This window comes from Pseudomonas sp. LBUM1648, assembly GCF_059716145.1.
Genome location: NZ_CP166808.1, coordinates 2794128 through 2816365 on the forward strand (window position 1 = coordinate 2794128; position 22238 = coordinate 2816365).

Here is a 22238-nt window from a genome sequence, read left to right on the forward strand (position 1 = left end):
TTATCAGAAGCGAGAAAGCGCGTAAGGCTCGATACTCGGCAAACCGATTGATGGGTTCAGCGCTGTCGCAGAGGCCATCCCCACAACCATCTCCGCCGTCACCGCCGCCTGCGTCAGCCCCAGATGCTGATGCCCAAAAGCAAGCAGCACTTTGCCCCCGCACACCTGATCAATCACTGGCAGCGAATCCGGCAACGACGGCCGAAACCCCATCCACGGGGACGCCGCCTCAGCACTCAGATCCTTGCGAAACAAACCCTTGCTCAACCGATGCAATTGCCACGCGCGCTCCATGCTCGGTGGCCGCTCCAGCCCGGCGAACTCGACGGTGCCCGCCAATCTCAAGCCATCGGACATTGGCGTCATGATGAACTTGCGTTCCAGCGAGGTGACAGGGAAGGGCAGGCGGTTGTGTTCGGCGGGCAGCATCAGGTGATAACCGCGTTCTGTGTCCAGCGGCACTTTCTTGCCCGTGAGCGCGGCGGTGAGTTTTGCCGAGTGCGCACCGCAGGCGATCAATACGCGGCTCGCGGTCAGATCGCCGGTTTTGGTGATAAGGGAAACACCGCTGGCCTGCACATACCCGCCCTGAACCTGTTCCTTCACAAAGCTCACGCCGCTGGCCTTTGCTGCCTCGACCAGCTCGCACACCACGCGATACGGATCGATGAAATGCCCGGTGCTCGGAAAGAACAGGCCGCCCTGAATCTGTTCGCTAAGTTGCGGCGCGGTTTCCTGTACAGCGCCGGCCTGCCAGAAATCGACAGGCACTCGCTGCTGACGCAAGCGAGCCTGCAGCGTTTCGATGGTCTGACGCGATTCGGCGCGTTCGAATACCAGCAATGAACCGTCGACTTTCAGCAGTTCGGGGCGCTGGATATCCGCGAGTAAACGATGCCAGGCATCGAGGCTGCTTTCATTCAGCGCGCGCAATCCCGCGACGGTTTGGCGGAAAGGTTCCGAGCGCAGATTCAGCAGCAGCCGCGTGAACCAGGGCAGCGCACGAGGCAGGTATTTCCAGTCCAGTCGCAGCGGGCCCATCGGGTCCATCAGCATGGCCGGCAAGCGCTTGAGAATCGACACGTCGGCAATCGGAAATACCTGCTCGGTCGCCAGATGCCCGGCATTGCCGAACGAGGCGCCGTGGCCGGGTTCCTGTTGATCGATGACGATTACTCGCAGGCCTTGGCGAGCCAGACGCAGGGCGCAAGCGACGCCGATGATGCCGGCGCCGACCACAGCGATGTCGTGCACGGGATTATTCGACATTTTTCAGTTTTCCCTTTGCCCATCGAACAGGCGACCGGCCTTGCGCTCCAGCGTTGGCAGCAATGCGCCGGCTAGCTCAAAGTCTTTCCAGATCAGGCGAAGTTCTGCTCTGCCGACCAGTTCTCGTACCAGTGACGGAACAGCGCGTATTGGTTCTCCGCGTAACGACGCTGCGAGTCACTCAACGCATCGGTCTCGTTGAAGTGCAGGGTGTATTCCTTGTCACCGTTGAGCACCATCAGGTGTTTGTAATACAGCACCAGATCGCAACCCTCGTCGAAGGACGACAACACCGCCAGCGCCGATTCCAGCTCCTGCGCCTGACGTCGGGCTTTGGCGTCACCCTTGGCCGCTTGCTTGCTCAGCGCCACCAGTTGCAGCACTTCGCGAGGCAGGGCGTTGCCGATACCGGTAATGGCTCCGGTGGCGTTGCAGTTGACGAAGCCGTGCACCACTTGGGTGTCAACGCCGACCATGAGGGTCACGTCGTCATCCTTGGAGGTGATGTTTTCCGCCGCGTAGCGCAAGTCGGCACCGCCGCCGAACTCCTTGAAGCCGATCAGGTTCGGGTGCTCGCGACGCAGGTCGAAGAACAGATCGGCGCGGGTGGCGAAGCCGTAGTAAGGGCTGTTGTAGATAACCGCCGGCAGCCCGGGAGCTGCTTTGAGAATTGCAGCGAAGTGAGCCTTCTGCGCGGCGGCCGAAGCACCCCGGGACAGTACTCGTGGAATTACCATCAAACCCTGCGCGCCGACTTTTGCGGCGTGGGCGGCATGGGACACCGCTTCGCGGCTATTCACAGCCCCGGTGCCGACGATGGTTGGAATGCCCGCCGCGACTAGCCGCGCCACGCCTTCCTGACGCTCGGCCTCGGTGAGCAGCGGCCAGTCGCCCATGGAACCGCAATACACCACCGCGCTCATGCCGATATCGATCAGCTCGCGACCCTTGGCCACCAATGCGTCGAAGTCCGGTTTGCGCTGGGCGGTGCACGGGGTCATCAGGGCCGGCATGCAACCAGTGAAGACGTTGTCGCTCATTGTTTTAACTCCTTGGCACATCATTCGGATTGGCTTGAAAAGTCAGCGCAGCAGCTCAGATACCCCACGCGAACGGGTCTTCTTCGTCGATCAGCAACGTGCTGTCGGCGGTCATGTAGGCGCGGCCAGTGATGTACGGGCGAACGCGTTCGCCTGCCCATTCGAAGCGGCCCTCGAACTGGCTGCCCGTGATGCTCGCCTGCACCCAGCGCTCGCCGGGTCGCAGCTTGTCGTCGGCGGCCAGGCAGGCGAGTTTGGCGCTGGTGCCGGTACCGCAGGGTGAGCGGTCATAGGCTTTGCCGGGGCACATGACGAAGTTGCGGCTGTCGGCATTGGCGTCGTCAGCGAACAGCTCGATGTGGTCGATCACGGCACCGTCCTCGCCATAGATGCCTTGATCTTCGAGAGCCTTGAGCATCGCCCAGGTGTACGCGGTGAGGTGTTCAACGTTGTCCATGCTCAGCGTTTGCCCATGCTCGGAGACGAGGAAAAACCAGTTGCCGCCATAAGCGATATCGCCGGACACACGGCCGTAACCCGGCACTTCCACCGGCACCTGTTTGCGATAACGCCAGGACGGCACGTTACCTAGGGTCACGCTGCTGTCTTCATGCAATGTCGCGGTGACCGCGCCGACGGGCGTGTCGATCTTGTGCTCGCCCGGCGCGATCAGTCCCAGGTAGTGCAACGAATTGATCAGGCCGATGGTGCCGTGGCCGCACATGCCGAGATACCCGGCATTGTTAAAGAAAATCACCCCACACGTGGCGTCCGCCGATACCGGCTCGCAGTACAGCGCACCGACCAACACATCGTTGCCGCGCGGTTCCAGCAGGCAGGCGCGGCGCCATGGATCATGCTGAGCGCGCAGGGCGTCGCGTTTTTCGGCCATGGTGCCGCCGGGCAGTTCGGGGAAGCCGTTCATCACCAGGCGCGTGGGTTCACCGCCGGTGTGGGAATCGATGACGTGTACTCGTTTCATGGACGTGCGCCGTTGAGTGATTTCAGTAGGCGCCGGCAGGGCGTGTGTTCACGGTGCTGGCAGTTGTGTCACTGGGACGGGCAAACTTTGAACTCATCGACAGGGCGGTGATTGATGTTTTTCAGCGGGATCGATGACGAAATCGGCACAGTTGCGCCGATGAAACGCGGCCCTCGACACGACTTGAACGATGCTGCAATCTGCTCGCGACTGCCGCAGCACGGGCACTTGGCATATCCACGAACAGGGAGGGATCTTCAATGAAGAGCGCGTTTTCGATGCTGTCTCAGAGCCGCCCGCAAACCCTGGACGAGCTATTGGCCGGCGCCGCGCTGCTGTTGCCGATGCTCGATGTGATCCCCAACGCAGCGATATTCATCAAGGATGTTCAGGCCCGTTACGTCCTCGCTAACCGCACACTGGTGCAGCGCTGTGGTTTGAAGGACTTGCGTCCGTTGCTCGGCAAAACCAGCGTGCAGGTGTTCCCCGCGCAATTGGGGCCGGGCTACACCGAACAGGATCGCAAAGTGCTGGAAGAGGGCTTTGTGCTGGAGGATCAGCTGGAGCTGCATCTGTACGGCAGTCGCGAACCGGGTTGGTGCCTGACTCATAAACAACCGCTGTACAACCGCGAGGGGCAGATCATCGGGTTGGCGGGCATCTCCGTAGATCTGCAATCAGCCAGCGAAACTCACCCGGCGTTTGAGCGGCTGGCCGCTGTCGACGAACACATCCGCACGCACTTCAACCGCCGGGTCACATTGGGCGAACTGACGCACATTGCCGGTATTTCCGTGGCGCAACTGGAACGCTACTGCAAACGGGTGTTCCACCTGACGCCACGGCAGATGATCCAGAAGGTGCGGCTGGAACACGCGCATCGTCTGCTGCATACCGATTTACCGATCACCGACGTTGCGCTGCAATGCGGTTACACCGATCACAGTGCGTTTACCCGGCAGTTCAAGGCTTCGACCGGGTTTACGCCCCGGGAGTATCGTCAGGCGACGGAGCAGTGAGAGGCCGCTGCGCATACCGACTAGACTCAATACGTCACGACCCGATTGCGGCAGGAGAAACGCGATGAGGGGAATACTCAGACGCCGATGCTCGCTGTGGCCCTTGTCCATCCTGATCGCCCTCAGCCTGGCGCTGAGCGGCGGCTGCTCAAACCGAAAACACTATCCGCCATCAGGCGTCGGCGACAGCTGCTATGCCAAGGCGCTGCCGACGGTTGGGGAGGGCGGTCTCGCCTGGGGTTCCAGCCTGAACATGGCTCGGCAAAAATCCATGACCAATTGCATGCGCTACGCCGGGCGGTCGGGGGGCACGCCGAATACTTGTCAGGTGGTGTTGGCCAAGTGCAAATGACTGTCCACCCTGGCAGTTTGTCGTTTTGATGGGCAAGCAGCATGCGTTTGCGCGTGCGGACGAGCTTTCTGCCAACGCTCACCTGAAATCTGCTGGTGGTACCACGCTCGATGCGATCACCCTGACCCTTTCTTGACGCTATGCATACCGGTACTAGAATTCATTCGATTTGTTTGGCTTTCTATGCCGATGGAGGCAGGGAAGGCTATCTGAAACGTGCGCAATAGCGTTGATGTTTGTGTGCGCTCTCAAGGCAAGGACGCGTCATGGCATTCCAGATTGGCAATACAGTCATCACGCCCTATCACCTGATGGCCCAATACCGTGTTCAGTTGGGGAATCACAAAGACACGGTACAGAAGTTCATCACGTTTACGGGCTGCATTCGCTTTGCCACGGTCGACGCGGCGAAGGCCGCGCTGGATGCGCCCGATACTGCGGTGGCGATGGTGTGGGATGCGGCCAATGCCAACCCCTTGCAGAGTACGCCAACCGTCCAGCGCACCATCAGCCAGTGCCTGTCAGATGTGGATACGCACGTGGCACAACAGCGTGAGAGGGAAAGGGCGGCAGCCAAGCAGGCGCGAGAGCCGGACAAGGTCAAGTACAACGCGCTACGCGATACGGCAAAGGCTTTGGGCGGCGAGCTGATGACCGCTGCAGCGGACAACGACCCCGTGGCATTTGCCGGTCACTACGTTACTTTTTACTATCAGGCGGCCTACATGGGGGGCGACCAGTTCGCGGTGGGGGCTGCTCTGAAGAGCAAACCGACGTCGCGGTTGATCCTGTTCTACAGCGACAATCCTCAGGAGACAGGCAGTGCCAAAAGTCTGATCTCGTTCTACGGGGTATCTTGCGGCTTGACCCGCGACCGCTTGCTGCCCGTGAAAGTGGCCGATTCCAAGGCGGCCTGTAAAGTCGCTACAGATGTCGTGGATGCGCGTTTGAACAAGACAGCCAACCCTGCCATGGCCGGACTTGATTTTTTGGGCCTCATACCCAGGATCAGCGGAGCGACGCTGAACCCGGTAGGCGGCGCGACGACCCATGTCGCCGCCTCAGTCATGGCAGGTGACGGCAAAGGCAATGTGTCCGGTTGGACAGACGTTGACCCGGCCAGCAATTCCTACTGGGCCTACCGTGTCGATAAATTCCTGGGGCGTAAAGGGATCGTGCGAAGCGCGAAGTACGTCATCGTCTGGACGCGATTCAGTGGGCAGGACGGTGGCGCTCACCCAGAACTGGACGATACCTGGATGGGTCTTGCCCAAGTCTGTCGCGGTCTGCTCAAAGCCGGAAAAAATATCATTGTGGTGGGCAAGCCCAAAGGGCACGACAGCCTGCCAGAAAAATTGAACGCCAGTATGGATCAACTGGACATCGCGGGTCCGCCAGCCGTATCGCGCAATGGCATGCAGATCTGGGGCGAGTATTGGAAAAACGAAAACGAGGAAACCTTCAACGGCAAAATCATTGGCCCTAACCGTGCTGCCGAGTATGCGATTTTCCTGAGAATGGCCCGTGGCTGGGGCTGTAAACTGGTGCATTTGGGGATGCGCAGTGGTGCGATGGATGCCGCAGCATTGTTGGGTATGCGTGTCAGGTTCATCGAAAACACCGGCAACGAACAGATCGAACGAACTACGAAATGGACCGGAGGCAGCAACACAAACAAATTGTATCAACGCATTCAGGTCTCCCAGACCACACGGATGGCGGCTGCGGGAAAACCTAAAGCGCAGCACGAGGCACAGGGCTATGAGCCTGCCGATCTCAAACTTATCCTCGACAGCGTGACGGCGGCATTGGTCTAGAGGATCAATAGTGTTCGATACACGAAGGATGGCTTGCCGGAGGCAAGGCAGATCTCATCGATGCGCCGAGCCGGGTCGTTCGTTGACGCCGCAGATGTATCGAGACATAAAAGCCGCTTCAGGCACTCGCCGGCGGCTTCGCCAACTCAATTCCCGCCGCCCCCAGCCGCTTGAGAATCTCGAATAACAAATCACTCTTGGTCACCCCGACAATCCTCGGGCTACCCACATAGCCGGTAATCGTCAACGTAATCCCGTCCTGCGACAGCTTGCTGAAACGCACAAACGACGCCGGTTTATCGAGGATGCTTTCGTTCTCTCGATAAGTGTTGAGCAACAGCTCCTTCACCTCCTCAGGATCGATATCCAGCGGGAATACCAACTCAAGCGATGCCACGCCCTGGGCGCTCCCCCCTAGCGTAACGTTGCGCAAGTTCTGCGAGATCAATTGCGAGTTGGGCACGATCACAATCGAGCGGTCGCTGAGCTGTATCTCCGTAGCTCGCACGTTGATCCGGCGGATATCACCCTCGACGCCACTGATACTGATCAAATCGCCGACCTTCACCGGACGCTCGGTCAGCAGAATCAGACCCGAAACGAAGTTCTTCACGATCTCCTGCAAACCAAAACCGATCCCCACCGACAGCGCACTGACGATCCACGCCAGGTTGGTCCACTGCACCCCCAGCGACGACAGCGTCAACAGGATCACCAGCGCATAACCGATATTGGAAAACAGCGTGCTCAACGACGCGCACATGCCCGGATCCATATCAGTCTTGGGCAGGAACTCGTTGTCCAGCCAGCGGCGCAGGGCGCGAATCAGGTAGATGCCGATCAACAACGCCAGTACCGCATTGAGCAGATGCCCGGGGACGATGTTCAGTTTGCGCAACCCGGCGCCGCCGAGAATGGCCATGATGTTGCTCAGCAGTTGCCCAAGCGTGGTGCCGATGCCGCCGACAAACAGCGCAATCACCGCCAGCAGCAACAGCCCGGCGCGGCTGAACCCGGACAATAGAATCGAGATCTGATCCAGCCGCCGATCACCAATCCCGAGCAACTGCTTAAGCGCCTTTCCGCTCGAATGTTTGGGCGAAAACACATATTCGCAGCCGTCCTTGATGAATTGGATCAGCAAGTAAAACCCCGACAGTACGATGTACGCCCAGACCACTTCATAAGTAATGAATCGGGCCAGCGACACATAACCGATGAGCAGCGCAGCTATCGAGACAAACATCGAAACACTGGCGACGGTGTAAATCACCCCGGCGAACACGTTGCCCGCCGCCGATGTGTCGTTGGCAGCAATCATTGCCTTGCGCACTTTGCTGACCCGCAACAGCATTGCCACGATGATCACCATTACAGCAATCGCGATCACGCCCCGCCCGGCGAGTACGATCTGGCTGCTCATGCCGGTGGCGTTGCTGACCTGCACCAGTGTCACCAGCACCAGCAACGTGCCGGAAAGAATGCGTGGGTAAGGCTTCAGTGCCAGCGCTACCGGATCGGCAATCGCTGGCAGCCGCCACGACGGATGTCTGGTCGAGAGCAGCGCGCGGCTCAGCCCGGTGATCAACACGCAGGCGTACACAACCTTTTCGAACTCCTCGGAAAACGTATCCAGCACCGGCGGCAAAGGTGCGTGGCGGGTGAGGGCGTAGAACAGCAGTTGCAGGGCAATGCCCGTGGTGACAATGGTCGCCAACGCCGAAGCGAACGCCAATGCACTGCGGCGCACACGCCCCTCCGGCATGCGATGGATGCACACCCACGTCAGCCCACGCTCGGCCAGCCTGCGTCCGAACGTCCAGATCACCAGCGCCAACAACGCCAGCACACTGGTATAAAAACGCTGCCCCGGCGCCCAGACCCTGGCCCACGTATCGCCCACCCGATCTACAAAAAAACTCAAACGCTGCCGATCATCGGGCCGGGGTTTGACCAGTGGCGCCCAGAAATCCGGACTCAACACACTGTTGGTGCGCAGCGTCAGCTCACTCTCCAGCAACGTGCGCCTGATCCCGGCAATCTGCGTGATCAGATCCGCCGCGCTCTGCTTCAACGCCGCCAGATTCTTCAGCGTCGCATCAACCTTGTTCTTTTGTTCTGCCAGCGATGCCCGCTGCGCAATGATATCCGCCTGCTCAGACGCCACCCCGGTATCCGGCGCCGCCCCCAACACACCCAATTGCACCGCCAGTTGCGCCTGCTGCGGCAACAACGACGCCGACAACCGATCAACATCCAGAATGAACGCCTGCACCCGATCCTGCGGCCCTTCGAGCTGGTTGTAATTGTTGGCAGACGAGATTTGTTGCTTGAGCCCGTCGAGGCGCAGTTGCAGGGCTTGCAGATCACTTTGGGAAATCACTGTGACGGGTGCGGCGGCGTTTATGGAAGGCGCCGGCAGATCCGCCGCCCACAACGACGAACCGCCCGGAGCGAGCAGCGTGAGCGCGACAAAAAACAATGACTTCAATGTGTTGCGCATGGAGGGGCAGACCCGAATTGATCACACAGTCTATGAGGTTAGGTGATCGGGGCGAGGGTTGAGGAAAAGTTTCAGGCGCGGCGCGCGCAGGAGTACTTGCCGCACTCCGAATCACTTGGCGAACGTTAACGTTTTCGACTTCTACAGAACGTTATTTCTTACGAAAAGGCAGCAACATGCCAACGCGCTGTTGGTAATCCAGATATCTCTCGCCGAAAGCTCTGACCAGGTCCTTTTCTTCAAGATGTGCCCCAACAACAATGTACGCCGTACTCGTCAAGGCAAAGACAAGATGACCAACCGTCATGTCCGGCGTCGCCCAGAATGCCAGCAGAAACCCCAGATACATCGGGTGTCTGACAATTCTGTAAAGCGATGGCGTCACGAAATGGGGCGTTTCCGGCGGAGTCTGTCGAAAGGCTTTGATTGCCTGTTTTAAACCGAACAACTCGAAATGGCTGATCAGAAAAGTTGCCAGCAGAGCGAGCCCCCAGCCTGTCCAGAACAGACCTGAAAGCACGACCCTGAGCAGAGGCGATTCAGCACTCCACACCGGCACGGCAATCGGTCGCCACAAATAGAAAAGCAACAAGAGGGTGAGGCTACTGAAGAGAACGTAAGTGGCTCGTTCAATGGCAGCGGGCATCACGTGGGCAAGTCTTTCTTTAAAGCCTTTTCTCGCCATCACACTGTGCTGTAGGCCGAACAGAGTGATGAGGGCAATATCGACGAGTATCGCGAAAACGACATCTTGAGGTTCCCCGGAGTCGATGTGCTTTGGAACCAACCATCTTCCAAGAAAACCGATCAAGTACAGGATTGTGAAGAGAAAAATGGAGTAACACGTCAAGCTGTAAAGCACATACAGCAGCTGAATGGCCGGGTTGCTGGGGCGGGTTTTCGAGACAGGCTGGGTGTTCATGAGCGATGTGTCTTGATCATGGCGTGGACTGCAGACTCGCACCAGGGGAAGAATTGATTGGGTGATCTTTAAACATAGCAGAGGTATCCCGAAACAGCGCTCAGGCACCAGGGTCGAGCAGATGCACCAGTCCTGGTGCGAGGGAATCAGCGCAGACATCCAGCAACGCCAACGTGACCGGTAACTTGAACCGCCGCCGGCCGGCACTGCCCGGATTCAGATAAAGCCGCTCGCCGCGCCACTGGATATCAGGTTTGTGCGAATGACCGGTGATCACCAGTCTGATGTCGCTATCAAGATGGGCCGGGACATCGGCGATATCGTGAATCAGCAGAGCTTTCCAGCCGCTCAACTCGAAGTTGAGTTTGTCAGGGAGGTCGGCGGCGAAGGGCAGGCTCAAATCGTTGTTACCGCGCACGGCATGGACAGGGGCGATGTCGGCGAGTTGTGCAAGGATGTCCGGACTGCCGATGTCGCCAGCGTGGATGATGAGGTCGCAGCCTTGAAGGGCGGCGAGGGCTTCGGGGCGCAGGAGGCCGTGGGTGTCGGAGATGATGGCGGTTTTCATGGGGGCAGATTAGCAGGGTTGGGATGGGGACACTTTCGGCAAAAAACGGACGCTATTTTCATCATCTCCACGCTCCAAACGACAGTACGCCGCAGTACAGGACGGTGTTGCAAACGATTACTTGGGGGACGCTCTGACGTTTCTGGGAAAACCGACAACGAGAAAGGGTTAATGGACTTAGTTATCGATTTGATAGCGCATCGCATTGGCGTGTTTGTTCTGGGCTTGCTGAGTGGCGGCCGTTTCAAGGGTGAGAGTGGTTTTGCCTGGGGCTGGGCAGTCGTAGTCGGCGGGCTGATTCTGCTATCTCCATTCGCAGCGTTCATAACCGTGCTTATCTATACCAGTGGCCTGTGAATTCATGTCTGTCATGGGTCGATAACTGCCCATCGCGGCAGGCACCAATCGGCCATAAGCAGTCAATCCCGAAGGACGGCTTTCGACCCATAGCTGCCCTTCGACGAGGGCAGCCAATAGCATAGAGCAAACAGTAATTGCCCGGTCTGAGTGATGACGCTATGACTGTCGTACAGACTTGCTAGGCCCATGTTTCAGCTAGACCACGCGACGAACGATCCATATCCATTTTGCAGGGTAAAGGAACGTTGCTAACGCACTTCCGGTGCTGTTCAATTAGTAGGCCATGATGGTGCATGTCGAGCGCGCGATCTGCATGGCTGGTTTCTTCCGGGTGTTAGTTGGCACCCATTAAAACGCTCCTGCGGAAAAGTGTGGAACGCCTTCGATATCCCTTACCACATCAGCTGCGTAGAGCATGGGCCGTAAAAAGCTGGCAGCCTCTCCTTGCACCAAGACTGAAATGGCTTCCATATCGGCTGGTCCGCCCTCAGGTAATTCAGTTTTGAAGTATGCCTCCCATGACTTGGACAGAGCGCCCCGCACGTCAGAATATGCAGAAATAGCAAAGCGGCGGTTGAACACAACTCCATCGATCTCAAACGTGTGCAGGTACTTGTAGTCCATCTGACTGCCGTTGGTTTCGCGACATCGGATACAAGTGCATGGCCCAGTGGCGAAGGCTTTCAGCAGCAAGTCTCTGAATGCCCTCACCGGTTTGAGAGTCAAACGCTTGTCTTCTTCAAAAAGGTCCACTATTTACTCCTTTGGTATTCCGTCGAATTTCACGGACGCAAAATTGGCCGCCACTATGAGCAAGGGTATCAGCAGACTCGGGGTGATGCTTACGGAAAGTTGGGGTGGTCGCAAGGGGCTGTGCGATGGAACCTATAATAGTTTTCGTGTTGTCTCTGTCGCGGTTTGGCAGCGTCCGCTAATGGCCGAAAGCGGACGGTTGAAAAGGTCTATAAAAATCTGATTTAGAGACGCTTATGCACTTTCATTTCCCATGGGCTACTGAACCCGATCACTGGGATTGAGTGGCAGGTATCAAGACGCCATCGATACTCGAAGAAGTAAGCCAGGACTCCAGTTCCGCATTCCCGACAGGAATGCACCACATGAAATCATTGAATTTTTCTTATCCCACACCACGGCGTACCTTGCTGCAAAGACAAGGAGAATCGCCCATTGAACTCATCCGCCCCCAACCCCGTCGATAAATTCGACACCTCCCGCGCCAACGAATACGCCAGGCAAAGCCGCATTGCACTGGCGGGTTATGACGCATGCCACGATCTGGCGGCGTGCATGCTGGCGGCCAGCCTCGGCGCCTCGCCCTCGGCCAAAATACTGGTCGTCGGCGCTGGCGGTACAGCGCAGGAAATCATTGCGATGGCCGCGCTGGAGCCGAGCTGGCGCTTCACGGCGGTTGATCCTTCCGAGCCAATGCTGGAGGCCGCGACGCAGCATTTGCAGGCCAATGATTTGCTGCACAGAACGGATGTGCATCTCGGGCATGTCGATGACTTGCCGGCTGATGAGTCATTCGACGCGGCGACGTTGATCGGCGTGCTCCATCATCTGAATGGCGAGGAACCCAAACGAGCAATCCTGCAATCGATTCAGGCTCGCCTGAAACCAGGTGCGCCGCTGATCGTCGCGGGCAACCAATACGCTTATGCCAGCCAACCGTTATTGCTGGCGGCATGGGGGCAGCGGTGGCGGCAGCAGGGTGCCAGTGCGGATGAGGTGCAGGCCAAGCTTGGCAAGATTCTTCAGGGTGCCGATCCGCCACATTCGGAGGCGGCGGTTCAGGCGCTGTTGTGCGAGGCTGGATTTGGTGAGGCGATACGGTTTTTCAGCAGTCTGTTTTGGGGGGCGTGGCTGGCAGGTAAGACGCTTTGAGAAAGGACGGAGGCGCTCGCCCAATCCCGGGAGTTGTTCATCACTCAAGCAAACGCAGTTTCAATGAACGCTTCCAGTGATTGTTCTTCCAGAATTTCAATAGAGAAGTGACCGAAGCGTTTCGGCAGCCAGATAATCCGTGTCCCGGAAGGGGATTGCAGGTGTTGGCGTGTCAATGGATTGCCATTTTCATCTTCAGGCTGCACACCGGCGATCAGCAGGTCGTCATAAGCTTTCTCGATGTCCGGTGTGGTGTAGCAGTGACGGTAAATCATTCCTTCGCCGACGGTATCGAGCAGCGTCTTCAAGTTCCCTTCCAGCGGTTGCACCAGCATGAAACGCTCTTGTCCGATCATCGCGACGGCGTAGCGCACATGCAGGCCACCGCGTTGCCATGTCTGGGTTTTGGAGATATTGGCTTTGAGGATCTGCGCGTAGTAGGCACACGCGTCCTCGAGATGGTTGACCAGCACATCGACGTGACTGAACTTCAGATCCATTGAATGCCTCCCGCTGATGCAGTGTCCGGATTAATCAGTGGTCGCGGGGCTCCCGGTCGAAGTTGCCGCCTCAGCCTCCAGCTTGGCCCGATCAGCCTTGCTGATGTATTTGGGCTTTTTCGGCGCGAGTTTCGCGCTGGCCTTTTTGGCTTTTTCCTTGAACAACTGCTGCAGTTTTTTCTGACGGTTCATTTTTTTCACTCAATTTTTTCGTGCGGGAGGGCAGTGGTTCAGGCAAACAGCTTAGGTATTGTTAGCTGGTTGCACGGCGTCTCAGCCGCCGTAATACGAATTGTGCGCATGGTAGGCGGGAATCGGGACAATGGCTAGAATTCTCAGGCAATCGCCCCGCCAGGTCACGTGCGCAGTCGGGTTTGGCGCTTCATGCCAGACGCATGCCCATCTCGACGGCGCGCTCCTCGAAACCAAATTCCGCGTACATCCGCGCCGCGCGTTCGTTGAACGGCCAGACCGTCAACCGCAAATCCTGTGCGTCATGTTCAACCGCCCAGTCTCTGACGCGCTGAATCAATGCGCGACCGATGCCTTTGCCAGAAAACTGCTCGGCCACACACACCGATCCGATACGAACGACTTTTTGCGGCTGCATCAGCGGCGGTTTGCTAGACGACAGGGTAGCCGTAATGAACGCTGCGGCCTGATCGCTGATGTGCGCAATGAAGGCGACCTGATCCGGGTTCTCGAACACCCCTGACCAGTGCGGCAGGTCGCGGGCAAAGTCTTCGGTGGCGGCGGCGTAAATGTCGGGGCGGGCAGCGTTATGCACCGCGTTGAGCAATTGGCCCAGCTCGCACAGGGTCAGTGCATCGGCGGCGGTTGCGACTCGGTAAGTGATGGTTTCATCCATGAAGGTTAGTGTCCTTGAGTGTGATGAGGTTAGTGGAATTGTGGGAGGCAATGGCGAGCCATCAGATTGAACTGACTGGCCGCTCACCCAAACGCTCTACCAACCTTACAAGATAACCGTCAGGGTCCTGAACGATGAATTCGCGTTGACCCACTTCTACCTTGTCCGCCCGATACCAGGTGTCCTGGCAGGCTCTGTAAAGTGCAAAACCCGCCTCTTCAAGTCTGCGAATGACTGGCGCGACAGCTTCTACGTCAATCTGTAGGTTGATGCCTCTGCCAAAAGGTTTGTCCAGCGCAGCGGTCAGCCATTGATTGGCGTGCGGATCAATCTGTTCCAGCATGACTTGAGCGCCATTGAGGTCCAGGTAAGCGAAGCCCTCTTCGAGGCGTTGGTACGCAATATTGAACCCTAGACAAGACACCCAAAAGGCCAGGCTGGCCTCCAATTGGGTGACCATTAATTCAGGTACCAGTGTGTTGCGTTCTAACATGAGGTGTCTTCCGTTACGAGGGGGAGTCCGTTATCTGAGTCTTTCAGTTGAATCTCACAGCGGACGTCAGATCCGCAATCGAGACATTTAAACCAATCGCCGCTTAAATTTTCAGAAATCGCTCCGGCCGACAGGCATTGAGCGCTGCTGCAGATTTGCCATCGATGATCTCCTCACTCACAAGACGACCCACAATCGCCGCCAGCGTGACGCCCGGATGGATTGAGCAGACGTAGGCACCCTCGATATTCGGCAGGTAGCCGACAATCGGCAGGCCATCGACAGTGACGGGTTTGAGGCCGACACAGGCTGACTGTGGCGCGATGGAAAAAACGCCGTGAAGTTCGCTTTGAATGGCTTCGGCTGTTCGCAGCGCAATTACTTCCGGCCGGTTTTGTGGCGTGTCGTCCAGATAATCTTCCGCTGCCAGCAACGCACCATCCGCGCTGTGGCGCACCTCCAATTGCGGGTTGGAGATGATGCCGTTCACGAGATCGGGTTGGGTCGTGTAGCGGATGAGAATCACCGGCGCGGCTTCTATAGGCAGTGATGCGTTCAGCAGGTTGGTCAACAAGGGAGTGCCGGTGCCTGCGGCGATGACGACGGTATCGGCATCAATGCTCCCGGTTGCGGTTTCCACGCCTGTTAACTGGGCGTCGCGGATTGCGAAGCCATGCACGCGAGTCTGTGTGATGATTTTTGCGCCAAAGGCCTGAGCGCCGGCGATCAGCGCGTGGGTCGCTTGTGAAGGGTCGAGCGCACCTTCTTCAGCGGCAAACAGCGCTTGTAGCGGGGGATGCTTCAGGTTCGGTTCGCGCTCGAGAATCTTTGCGCGCGGCAACAGGTTTGCAGAAGAGCGCGAAAGGTCGTCAATAACTGCGCCGTAAGACAGCGCTCCGGTCCAGCGGACTTGCAAGGAAGGTAACTCGCTTTCGAGCCGACGGTACTCGCTGATCGCCGCACTCCGCAGTAGCGCAATGGGATCTGGTCCGGCGCAGGTCGCGTTGATCCAGCCGAATGAGTGCCCCGTTGCACCGCACGCAATCTCTCCGGCCTCGATCAAAGTCACATCCGCCCCTTTACCTGCCAGGTGATATGCCAGTGACGCGCCAACGATTCCCGCGCCAATCACCACGATGCGTTTGCTTGCTGCGTGTCCCATAGCAACCTCCTTGTTGTCGAGGAGGTGACGGTACTACAGGTGCGCGCGGGCTTGCTCGCGAATGTGGTGGGTCAGTCGATGTTGAGGCTGGAAGTGCCGGCCTCTTCGCGAGCAAGCTCGCTCCGACATTGAATCGATTGTGCTAGTGAAATTAACGCAAAAAAAGCCCGGCATGTTTTTCTTGGCCCACAAGCTCAATCAATGAGTACGTGGGAAAGGTCTGCAATATTGTTGCGGCGAGCGCAGACCGCCAAGCGTTCGAGACGCGCCTGGCGGAGTTTGACGGGATTGGTCCGAAGACCATCGAGATTCTTATGCGTGAAGCCGGCGCGGTGCTTTTTCAGCGACCGGGATGCGATGCCGTATTCTGGCTGATGTGTTTGGGACCAGCGATCGCCCAGGCAATCAGCCCGAACAGCGGCACAAACACAATCAACACGATCCAAACTCCCTTGTTATTCGATTTTCCCTCACTTTTACGCACCCGATTGATGGCCCAAAGTTCGATCAGCAGAAGAACTGCCGCCAGTACGATCCACACGGTTTCGATTTGCATTGGCTACCTCATGATGGTTTTTCTTAGGCGGCGCGAGGTGTGACGGGTTCATTTATTTTTTGTTCAGCATCAGGGGCAAACCGGTTGCAGGGCGGCAAATTGACTGCTCAACCACGTATAGAGTTGCGACACCGCGGGGGAAATCTGCTTGCGATGTGGAGATACCAGGCTTAGCGGCGAGGTCTCACCGGGATAGTCCGGCAGGAGCACGATCAACCGTCCCGCCGCCACATCCGCGCTGACATCCAGCCAGGATTTGTAAGCGATACCTTCACCGTCCAGTGCCCAGCGCCGAACCACATCGGCGTCGTCGCTGAACAGCGGGCCGCAGACTTGAATCGTTTGCCTGCCCAGGCACCATTTGTCGTAGACCCGGCCCGCCTGCAGATAGAGCAGGCACGCATGCTGCAACAATTCATCGGGGGTTGCTGGCTGCCCGTGACGTTGCACGTAGTCCGGGGAGGCCACCAGCACTCTGTGGTTCCAGGGCGCGAGAGGCAGTGCCACGTAGTTGGCGTCTTCGTTCGAGCCATACCGAATGGCGACATCCACCGGATCGCGGAACAGATCGGCCATTTGGTCCGACAGGACAAAGCGCAGGGTAAGTTCCGGATGCTGACGACGGAATGCGGTTAACCACGGCAGCAAAATATTGCGCCCCAAGTCAGAAGGCGCGGTGACTTGCAGCACGCCGCGTAGCGTGGCGTTTTCACCCCGCAGGTTTTCCTTGCCTTGCTTCAACGCCTCCAGCACGGCGTGCGCAGTGGGCAGGTATTGCTCGCCCTCGGCGGTCAACCTCAGGCTGCGCGTAGTGCGCGCGAACAGACGAACGTCCAGCTCGCGCTCCAGGCGTTTGATGGCAGCAGCGACCTGACCGGGCAACAGATCAGTCTCCAGCGCCGCGGCGGTAAAGCTGCCCAGCGCTGCGCTGCGGATGAACAAACCAAGATCATCGATGCGGATCATTTTCACTCCTGCAGTGAAAGTGTTGGCGCATTCTGCAGGTTTTTCTTTGTCCGTGGGAAGTCGAAGATGGCGGCATATCAACGTATCAGCCCTTCAGACAGCGAGTTTCCATGAAAGCCATCACCTTCACCCAGCACGCCCTACCCATTGAAGATCCACAGTCATTGCAGGACATCGAGATGCCTGCGCCAGTGCCCGGCCCACGGGATCTGCTGGTCGAAGTGCGGGCGGTTTCAGTCAATCCGGTCGATACCAAGGTGCGGGCTGGCACTTTCACCAAAGAACCGAAAATCCTCGGCTGGGATGCGGCAGGTATCGTCCGCGAGGTCGGTTCTGACGTGACGCTGTTTCAACCCGGTGATGAAGTGTTCTACGCCGGCTCGATTGCCCGCGCCGGCAGCTACAGCGAATTGCATGTGGTGGATGAGCGGATTGTCGGGCACAAACCACAATCCTTGAGCGCAGGCGCGGCTGCCGCGTTGCCACTGACCTCGATCACTGCCTGGGAGTTGTTGTTTGAGCGGCTCGGTGTCGTTGAGGGTTCAGGGGAGGGCGAGTGCCTGTTGATCACGGGAGCGGCTGGCGGCGTGGGTTCGATGCTGGTGCAACTGGCCCGGCAGTTGACCCGCCTTACGGTGATTGGCACGGCGTCACGTCCGGAAACGGCGGATTGGGTGAAGCAATTGGGGGCGCACCACGTCATCGACCATAGCCAGCCGATGCTCAGTCAGTTGCAGGCGCTGGGCCTTTGCGAAGTCGACTATGTCGCCAGTCTGACCCATACCGAGCAACACTTTTTACAGCTGATTGAAGTGCTCAAGCCGCAGGGGCGTCTGGGCGTGATCGACGATCCCGAGCGTCTTGATGTGATGCCGCTCAAGCGCAAATCGTTGTCGCTGCATTGGGAGTTGATGTTCACCCGCTCGCTGTACGAAACCGCGGACATGATCGAGCAGCATCACTTGCTTGACCGGATCTCGGACCTGATTGATCGGGGCGTTTTGCAGACCACCGTGGGCGAGCATTTCGGCGCGATCAACGCAGCAAACATGCGGCGCGCCCATGCGCTGGTCGAGAGCGGCAAAGCCCGGGGAAAAATCGTTCTTGAAGGGTTCTGATCAGCACCGTCAAGACATTCAGAGGGGGCCTTCAAAGCGGCCGCCAGGAGCACGTTATGCGTATGAAAAAACTTCCCGTCCTGTTGGCCATGGTCTCGGCCGCTGTGTTGGCGACGCCGCTCGCTCATGCGATCAGCGCCATTCCTTTAACGGCGGATGCACCCGCTGATCGATCCTTCGGCAAACTGGAACAGGTCCATGGGTTTTACGACGCGATGCCAACCGGCGTAACGGTCAGTGAGACCGGGCGGATCTTCGTCAACTTTCCGCGTTGGGGTGACAACGTACCGTTCACCGTGGGCGAGATCCGCAACGGCCAGGTAGTGGCTTATCCGAACGCCGCGATCAACCGGGAAAACCCCAACGATCCGAGCGATGGTCTGATCAGCGTACAAAGTGTGGTTGCTGACGGGCAGGGCCGCGTCTGGCTGCTCGACACGGCCGCGCCGGGCTTCGCTGAACCGAAGCCGCGTGGCGCGAAGCTGGTGGCGGTAGACCTTGCCAGCAACAAAGTCGTCAAGCGCCTGGTGTTTCCAGAGAACGTCATGTTGCCCAGTACCTACGTCAACGACATGCGTTTCGACTTTCGCACCGGCGCCGAAGGCACGGTCTACCTCACTGACTCATCCTTGCGCGGCCCCGGGGCGATTATCGTCATGGATATAGCCACTGGCCGTGCCATGCGCCGCTTGAGCGGCGTCCCGGCAACCTCGGTTGATCCGGCTTTTGTACCGGTGGTTGAAGGCTTGGCAGTGGCGGTCGAAGGACCTGACGGCAAACGCAAACCGCTAGGCGTGGCATCCGACGGGATCGCGCTGTCGGCGGACGGCAAGACGCTGTATTTCACGCCACTGTCGAGCCGGCATTTGTATGCCGTATCCACAGCGCTGCTGCGTGATACCCGCGTAAGCGAACAGCAACTGGCCGCCGCAGTGCAGGATCTGGGTGAGAAGGGCGCGTCCGATGGCATGGAGGCGGATGCCGAAGGCGCTGTCTATGCCGGGGACTACGAGCACAACGCGATCCGCAAGCGCCTGCCGGATGGCCAATGGCAGACGTTGGTGCACGATCCGCGTCTGCTCTGGCCCGACACCTTATCGATCGGTCCCGACGGTTATCTTTATTTCATCGCCAACCAGTTACACCGCCAAGCGGCGTTTCGCGGTGGTCAGGATCAGCGGCAAAAACCCTACAGCCTGCTACGCCTGAAAATCGATGCGGCGCCAGCACCTACCCGTTAATACCTGTTTTGGATTTTGGAGAATTGATGATGACTACATCCGCTGAAGTATTGGTTTCGATTGCCGTGCTCAAGGCCAGAACGGGTCAGGAGCAGGCCTTGAAAGAAGGGTTGTTGGCATTGGTTGAGCCCACCCGGGCAGAGCCGGGCAATCTCGACTATGTGTTGTTTGAACTGCGTGACGAGCGCGGCACCTTCTACATGCGTGAGGCATTCAAGGATCAAGCGGCGCTGGACGCGCATTTCGCCACGCCATACTTCCAGCGCTTTGCTGCAGCGGCGAATGATCTGCTCGCTGAGCCGTTGCAGTTGATCTTTCTTGAGCAAGTCTCGATCTGACGTGACCACGCAGGCGCCGTGGAATTGTTGAGTGGCTTGCTGGTGCTCGGCTCTATATTCTTCACGCCGGTAGGTCCGTGTCGGAATTGGCTGAGAACAGCCTGTCATTTAGGGAAGCGTTAAATGCCGTTCAGGGTGATGGTGGTCGGTGGCTACGGCAATTTCGGTAGCATCGTTTGCAGGCATTTGGCGGTCATGCCGGGTGTGGAACTTTTGCTCTCGGGGCGTGATGCGCAAAAGTTGCAGCGCAAGCTCGATGAGTTGAACCGCCAGCCCGGCACGGTCGCCGAAGGCTGGTGCGGTGATGCCATGGGAGCGGAGTTCAGCTCGGTTTTGCGTTCATTGAACATCCAGTTGGTGGTTCATACCGGCGGGCCGTTTCAGGGCCAATCCTATGCGGTCGCCGAAAGCTGCATCGCTGCCGGGGTGAACTATTGCGATCTGGCGGACTGCCGAACCTTCGTCAATGCCGTGGGCGTTCTCGATGCCAGTGCGAAAGCGGCGGGCGTGGCGATCCTCAGTGGTTGCAGTTCGGTGCCGACACTTTCATCGGCGATCATCGATCAGCAACGCCATCGCTTCGCACGGATCGACTCGATCGAACACGGCATTTCTTCTTCGGCAAAGATGCCGGGGCTGTCGACGATTGAAGGTGTTCTGGCCTACGCAGGCAAACCGATCAAACAACTGAAGGACGGTAAGGTGCATGAGGTATCGGGTTGGCAGGATCTGACCCTGCGCAAGATGCCGCAACTGGGCACCCGTTTGTTGGCCAACGTCGATGTGCCGGACATGGATATTTTTGCCGGCCGCTATGGCGCGCAAACTCTGAGGTTCAAGGCTGGCGCCGGGTTGAAGCTGGGCGGTATCGCCAACGCTCTGTTGGCGCAGGCGCTGAAGACCGGACTGGTTCGCGACCATACCGTTTGGGCCGCAAGACTGCATCGGCTGGGCACCCGGTTCGAACGTTTCGGCGATGGCAAAAGTGCAATGTACATCGACGTTCAGGGCATTGGCGCTGAAGGACAACCGCTATCCATGACTGCGCAACTGACCGCACTCAATGACAAAGGCCCGGAAATCCCAAGCTGCGCGGCTGTGGCGCTGGCGGCAAAAATGGCCCAAGGCTACGTGCCGCAACCCGGGGCCCGACCTTGCGTGGGTGAAGTCAGCGTCGACGAATACCTGGCCGCGATCAATGATCCGCACAACCTGAGCTTGTCCGTGCATTTCTCTGACGGGCAGCACTGAACATGCTCTATCTGGGCCTCAAGTACCTGCACATCATCGCGGCGATTTTCCTGTTCGGCTTCGGCATGGGTTCCTACCTCTATCTGGTCGCCGCGAGCCGCACGGCCAATCCGCAGGTGATCGCCCACGTCGCGCGCATGGTCGTGCGTTTCGATGCCTGGATCACCACACCGGCAGGCTTTGTACAGATCATCACGGGTTATCTGCTGATGAGGCTCTCGGGCCTGCCCATGACTACTGAGTGGGTGCTGACCTCGCTGGTCATTTTCCTTTGTGTCGGGTCGCTTTGGCTGCCGGTGTTGGTCTTGCAGAAACGCCTGTGTGTGATGGCAACGAGTGCGGGGGAGGCCGGGACGGGGCTCAATGAAGATTATCGAGCCGTGTACAGAAAGTGGTTCTGGATGGGCGTCGCCGGTTTTGCCGGGATGTTTGTGATAGTGCTGATGATGGTGACGAAGATGACGCCGGTTCAATTGGTCAGTTTTCTGATTTAGCCACGAACGGCATCGTTGTTTTCAAAAAGCGTTGTTCGTGGTCAGGATTCGGCAGCAGGCACGTATCGTACTTGCCGAAGAGCCGATAACGATTCAGCGCGATGCGGTCATAGGCCCAATCGCGCAACCTGCGCGGGACGACACGCAGCAATCGCAAGGGTTGCCAACGGGCGGATAACTGGCCGATGACTTCGAAAAAGGCATCGGAACGTTCCCAATATTGCCGATCGCGAATCACTGCCATGGTGTCGAACTGATCCACCGGCAAACCCGCCCATGCCAGCAGTGCCTGGCCTTCGGGTGACTGAACTGCCGCCAAGCGCACACGCCGCTGATGATCATGCCGAATCAGAAACCGTGCCCAGCCATTGCACAGCTTGCACACGCCGTCGAACAGCACCACTGTTTCGCCTGGCTTGAGCAGTGGCGCGGGGGTAGGGCGGGTTTGTGAACTTGGCATCAGCGTGAGTCCATGGAGGCCGGGTGTTCGGGATCATAACCGCGTGACAGGTTT

25 protein-coding genes and 1 pseudogene are annotated in these 22238 nt (G+C 58.2%); 11 read left to right on the forward strand and 15 right to left on the reverse strand.

What is annotated here, in order from left to right; genetic code table 11:
• Positions 1–3: 3 nt before the first annotated feature.
• The 3 genes from ACA043_RS12850 to ACA043_RS12860 all read right to left on the reverse strand — a co-directional run bounded on the left by ACA043_RS12850 (position 4) and on the right by ACA043_RS12860 (position 3291).
• Positions 4–1269 (reverse strand): NAD(P)/FAD-dependent oxidoreductase, encoded by a 1266-nt coding sequence (locus tag ACA043_RS12850; protein ID WP_497659384.1) that lies wholly within the window; start codon positions 1267–1269, stop codon positions 4–6.
• A gap of 92 nt (positions 1270–1361) precedes the next feature.
• Entirely contained in the window at positions 1362–2309 is a 948-nt protein-coding gene (locus tag ACA043_RS12855; RefSeq protein ID WP_497659385.1) for a dihydrodipicolinate synthase family protein, read from the reverse strand.
• A gap of 55 nt (positions 2310–2364) precedes the next feature.
• Positions 2365–3291, reverse strand: coding sequence for a 4-hydroxyproline epimerase (locus tag ACA043_RS12860; protein ID WP_497659386.1), 927 nt, complete (start codon positions 3289–3291; stop codon positions 2365–2367).
• 260 nt (positions 3292–3551) lie between these two features.
• Here ACA043_RS12860 and ACA043_RS12865 point away from each other — a divergent pair, with 260 nt between their 5' ends.
• From ACA043_RS12865 to ACA043_RS12875, 3 genes are all read left to right on the forward strand, one after another.
• Positions 3552–4310, forward strand: coding sequence for a PAS domain-containing protein (locus ACA043_RS12865; protein WP_497659387.1), 759 nt, complete (start codon positions 3552–3554; stop codon positions 4308–4310).
• 64 nt (positions 4311–4374) lie between these two features.
• The gene (locus ACA043_RS12870; RefSeq protein WP_262410331.1) at positions 4375–4662 is read left to right on the forward strand and encodes a hypothetical protein; all 288 of its coding nucleotides are present in this window, start codon (positions 4375–4377) and stop codon (positions 4660–4662) included.
• Positions 4663–4928: 266 nt separating this feature from the next.
• Positions 4929–6479 (forward strand): hypothetical protein, encoded by a 1551-nt coding sequence (locus ACA043_RS12875; RefSeq protein ID WP_489881214.1) that lies wholly within the window; start codon positions 4929–4931, stop codon positions 6477–6479.
• A 118-nt stretch (positions 6480–6597) separates the two neighbouring features.
• Here ACA043_RS12875 and ACA043_RS12880 read toward each other — a convergent pair whose 3' ends face one another.
• The 3 genes from ACA043_RS12880 to ACA043_RS12890 form a co-directional block, all read right to left on the reverse strand.
• The gene (locus ACA043_RS12880; RefSeq protein ID WP_497659388.1) at positions 6598–8982 is read right to left on the reverse strand and encodes a DUF3772 domain-containing protein; all 2385 of its coding nucleotides are present in this window, start codon (positions 8980–8982) and stop codon (positions 6598–6600) included.
• Positions 8983–9133: 151 nt separating this feature from the next.
• On the reverse strand, positions 9134–9904 hold the full coding sequence (mddA, locus tag ACA043_RS12885; RefSeq protein ID WP_497659389.1) for a methanethiol S-methyltransferase: 771 nt from the start codon (positions 9902–9904) through the stop codon (positions 9134–9136).
• A 100-nt stretch (positions 9905–10004) separates the two neighbouring features.
• Positions 10005–10472 carry a metallophosphoesterase family protein gene (locus tag ACA043_RS12890; RefSeq protein WP_497659390.1) on the reverse strand — a complete coding sequence of 156 codons (468 nt, stop codon included), beginning with the start codon at positions 10470–10472 and terminating at the stop codon, positions 10005–10007.
• A 171-nt stretch (positions 10473–10643) separates the two neighbouring features.
• On the opposite strand from ACA043_RS12890, the gene ACA043_RS12895 reads away from it, so the two are divergent.
• A complete protein-coding gene (locus ACA043_RS12895) occupies positions 10644–10829 on the forward strand; it encodes a hypothetical protein (RefSeq protein WP_497659391.1) in 186 nt (61 codons plus the stop codon).
• A gap of 351 nt (positions 10830–11180) precedes the next feature.
• Here the strand turns inward: ACA043_RS12895 and ACA043_RS12900 are convergent, their stop codons facing one another.
• Positions 11181–11585 (reverse strand): hypothetical protein, encoded by a 405-nt coding sequence (locus tag ACA043_RS12900; RefSeq protein WP_497659392.1) that lies wholly within the window; start codon positions 11583–11585, stop codon positions 11181–11183.
• A 435-nt stretch (positions 11586–12020) separates the two neighbouring features.
• On the opposite strand from ACA043_RS12900, the gene ACA043_RS12905 reads away from it, so the two are divergent.
• Positions 12021–12737 (forward strand): class I SAM-dependent methyltransferase, encoded by a 717-nt coding sequence (locus ACA043_RS12905; RefSeq protein ID WP_497659393.1) that lies wholly within the window; start codon positions 12021–12023, stop codon positions 12735–12737.
• 44 nt (positions 12738–12781) lie between these two features.
• On the opposite strand, the gene ACA043_RS12910 is transcribed toward ACA043_RS12905, so the two are convergent.
• The 5 genes from ACA043_RS12910 to ACA043_RS12930 form a co-directional block, all read right to left on the reverse strand.
• Entirely contained in the window at positions 12782–13237 is a 456-nt protein-coding gene (locus tag ACA043_RS12910; RefSeq protein WP_497617894.1) for a VOC family protein, read from the reverse strand.
• A 30-nt stretch (positions 13238–13267) separates the two neighbouring features.
• Positions 13268–13429 carry a DUF2986 domain-containing protein gene (locus tag ACA043_RS12915; RefSeq protein ID WP_401265141.1) on the reverse strand — a complete coding sequence of 54 codons (162 nt, stop codon included), beginning with the start codon at positions 13427–13429 and terminating at the stop codon, positions 13268–13270.
• Positions 13430–13619: 190 nt separating this feature from the next.
• Positions 13620–14105, reverse strand: coding sequence for a GNAT family N-acetyltransferase (locus ACA043_RS12920; RefSeq protein ID WP_497659394.1), 486 nt, complete (start codon positions 14103–14105; stop codon positions 13620–13622).
• Between the two features lie 61 nt (positions 14106–14166).
• Positions 14167–14598 (reverse strand): bleomycin resistance protein, encoded by a 432-nt coding sequence (locus tag ACA043_RS12925; RefSeq protein ID WP_401265137.1) that lies wholly within the window; start codon positions 14596–14598, stop codon positions 14167–14169.
• A 103-nt stretch (positions 14599–14701) separates the two neighbouring features.
• Positions 14702–15760, reverse strand: coding sequence for an NAD(P)/FAD-dependent oxidoreductase (locus ACA043_RS12930; RefSeq protein ID WP_497659395.1), 1059 nt, complete (start codon positions 15758–15760; stop codon positions 14702–14704).
• Between the two features lie 203 nt (positions 15761–15963).
• Between ACA043_RS12930 and ACA043_RS12935 the strand changes: the two are divergent.
• Positions 15964–16101: pseudogene (locus ACA043_RS12935) on the forward strand (DNA methylase); the annotation flags it as partial.
• Here the strand turns inward: ACA043_RS12935 and ACA043_RS12940 are convergent.
• Positions 16101–16316, reverse strand: a complete 216-nt coding sequence (locus ACA043_RS12940) for a PLD nuclease N-terminal domain-containing protein (RefSeq protein WP_187678691.1) — start codon at positions 16314–16316, stop codon at positions 16101–16103. The pseudogene ACA043_RS12935 and the gene ACA043_RS12940 overlap by 1 nt on opposite strands.
• A gap of 69 nt (positions 16317–16385) precedes the next feature.
• On the reverse strand, positions 16386–17282 hold the full coding sequence (locus tag ACA043_RS12945; protein ID WP_489881203.1) for a LysR family transcriptional regulator: 897 nt from the start codon (positions 17280–17282) through the stop codon (positions 16386–16388).
• A 110-nt stretch (positions 17283–17392) separates the two neighbouring features.
• On the opposite strand from ACA043_RS12945, the gene ACA043_RS12950 reads away from it, so the two are divergent.
• The 5 genes from ACA043_RS12950 (at position 17393) to ACA043_RS12970 (ending at position 21724) form a co-directional block, all read left to right on the forward strand.
• The gene (locus tag ACA043_RS12950) at positions 17393–18400 is read left to right on the forward strand and encodes a zinc-binding alcohol dehydrogenase family protein (RefSeq protein WP_497659396.1); all 1008 of its coding nucleotides are present in this window, start codon (positions 17393–17395) and stop codon (positions 18398–18400) included.
• Between the two features lie 56 nt (positions 18401–18456).
• Positions 18457–19641, forward strand: a complete 1185-nt coding sequence (locus ACA043_RS12955; RefSeq protein WP_497659397.1) for an L-dopachrome tautomerase-related protein — start codon at positions 18457–18459, stop codon at positions 19639–19641.
• A 29-nt stretch (positions 19642–19670) separates the two neighbouring features.
• Positions 19671–19979: a putative quinol monooxygenase gene (locus ACA043_RS12960; RefSeq protein WP_187678686.1), complete on the forward strand. Its 309-nt coding sequence runs from the start codon at positions 19671–19673 to the stop codon at positions 19977–19979.
• A gap of 123 nt (positions 19980–20102) precedes the next feature.
• Positions 20103–21230: a saccharopine dehydrogenase family protein gene (locus ACA043_RS12965; RefSeq protein ID WP_497659398.1), complete on the forward strand. Its 1128-nt coding sequence runs from the start codon at positions 20103–20105 to the stop codon at positions 21228–21230.
• Positions 21231–21232: 2 nt separating this feature from the next.
• Positions 21233–21724, forward strand: a complete 492-nt coding sequence (locus ACA043_RS12970) for a DUF2269 family protein (RefSeq protein WP_187678684.1) — start codon at positions 21233–21235, stop codon at positions 21722–21724.
• Here the strand turns inward: ACA043_RS12970 and ACA043_RS12975 are convergent.
• On the reverse strand, positions 21708–22184 hold the full coding sequence (locus ACA043_RS12975; protein ID WP_489881199.1) for a thiol-disulfide oxidoreductase DCC family protein: 477 nt from the start codon (positions 22182–22184) through the stop codon (positions 21708–21710). The two genes, ACA043_RS12970 and ACA043_RS12975, sit on opposite strands and share 17 nt — an antisense overlap.
• Positions 22185–22238 lie beyond the last annotated feature (54 nt).

What these genes read in the sequence shown, in the direction of transcription:
- ACA043_RS12860 (WP_497659386.1), bottom strand. Translation starts at nt 3,291, where the DNA reads ATGAAACGAGTACACGTCATCGATTCCCACACCGGCGGTGAACCCACG.
- ACA043_RS12890 (WP_497659390.1), bottom strand. Translation starts at nt 10,472, where the DNA reads ATGAAAACCGCCATCATCTCCGACACCCACGGCCTCCTGCGCCCCGAA.
- ACA043_RS12960 (WP_187678686.1), top strand. Translation starts at nt 19,671, where the DNA reads ATGACTACATCCGCTGAAGTATTGGTTTCGATTGCCGTGCTCAAGGCC.
- ACA043_RS12850 (WP_497659384.1), bottom strand. Translation starts at nt 1,269, where the DNA reads ATGTCGAATAATCCCGTGCACGACATCGCTGTGGTCGGCGCCGGCATC.
- ACA043_RS12965 (WP_497659398.1), top strand. Translation starts at nt 20,103, where the DNA reads ATGCCGTTCAGGGTGATGGTGGTCGGTGGCTACGGCAATTTCGGTAGC.
- ACA043_RS12975 (WP_489881199.1), bottom strand. Translation starts at nt 22,184, where the DNA reads ATGCCAAGTTCACAAACCCGCCCTACCCCCGCGCCACTGCTCAAGCCA.
- ACA043_RS12945 (WP_489881203.1), bottom strand. Translation starts at nt 17,282, where the DNA reads ATGATCCGCATCGATGATCTTGGTTTGTTCATCCGCAGCGCAGCGCTG.
- ACA043_RS12870 (WP_262410331.1), top strand. Translation starts at nt 4,375, where the DNA reads ATGAGGGGAATACTCAGACGCCGATGCTCGCTGTGGCCCTTGTCCATC.
- ACA043_RS12895 (WP_497659391.1), top strand. Translation starts at nt 10,644, where the DNA reads ATGGACTTAGTTATCGATTTGATAGCGCATCGCATTGGCGTGTTTGTT.
- ACA043_RS12875 (WP_489881214.1), top strand. Translation starts at nt 4,929, where the DNA reads ATGGCATTCCAGATTGGCAATACAGTCATCACGCCCTATCACCTGATG.
- ACA043_RS12940 (WP_187678691.1), bottom strand. Translation starts at nt 16,316, where the DNA reads ATGCAAATCGAAACCGTGTGGATCGTACTGGCGGCAGTTCTTCTGCTG.
- ACA043_RS12970 (WP_187678684.1), top strand. Translation starts at nt 21,233, where the DNA reads ATGCTCTATCTGGGCCTCAAGTACCTGCACATCATCGCGGCGATTTTC.
- ACA043_RS12930 (WP_497659395.1), bottom strand. Translation starts at nt 15,760, where the DNA reads ATGGGACACGCAGCAAGCAAACGCATCGTGGTGATTGGCGCGGGAATC.
- ACA043_RS12910 (WP_497617894.1), bottom strand. Translation starts at nt 13,237, where the DNA reads ATGGATCTGAAGTTCAGTCACGTCGATGTGCTGGTCAACCATCTCGAG.
- ACA043_RS12955 (WP_497659397.1), top strand. Translation starts at nt 18,457, where the DNA reads ATGCGTATGAAAAAACTTCCCGTCCTGTTGGCCATGGTCTCGGCCGCT.
- ACA043_RS12855 (WP_497659385.1), bottom strand. Translation starts at nt 2,309, where the DNA reads ATGAGCGACAACGTCTTCACTGGTTGCATGCCGGCCCTGATGACCCCG.
- ACA043_RS12865 (WP_497659387.1), top strand. Translation starts at nt 3,552, where the DNA reads ATGAAGAGCGCGTTTTCGATGCTGTCTCAGAGCCGCCCGCAAACCCTG.
- mddA (WP_497659389.1), bottom strand. Translation starts at nt 9,904, where the DNA reads ATGAACACCCAGCCTGTCTCGAAAACCCGCCCCAGCAACCCGGCCATT.
- ACA043_RS12880 (WP_497659388.1), bottom strand. Translation starts at nt 8,982, where the DNA reads ATGCGCAACACATTGAAGTCATTGTTTTTTGTCGCGCTCACGCTGCTC.
- ACA043_RS12925 (WP_401265137.1), bottom strand. Translation starts at nt 14,598, where the DNA reads ATGTTAGAACGCAACACACTGGTACCTGAATTAATGGTCACCCAATTG.
- ACA043_RS12950 (WP_497659396.1), top strand. Translation starts at nt 17,393, where the DNA reads ATGAAAGCCATCACCTTCACCCAGCACGCCCTACCCATTGAAGATCCA.
- ACA043_RS12920 (WP_497659394.1), bottom strand. Translation starts at nt 14,105, where the DNA reads ATGGATGAAACCATCACTTACCGAGTCGCAACCGCCGCCGATGCACTG.
- ACA043_RS12915 (WP_401265141.1), bottom strand. Translation starts at nt 13,429, where the DNA reads ATGAACCGTCAGAAAAAACTGCAGCAGTTGTTCAAGGAAAAAGCCAAA.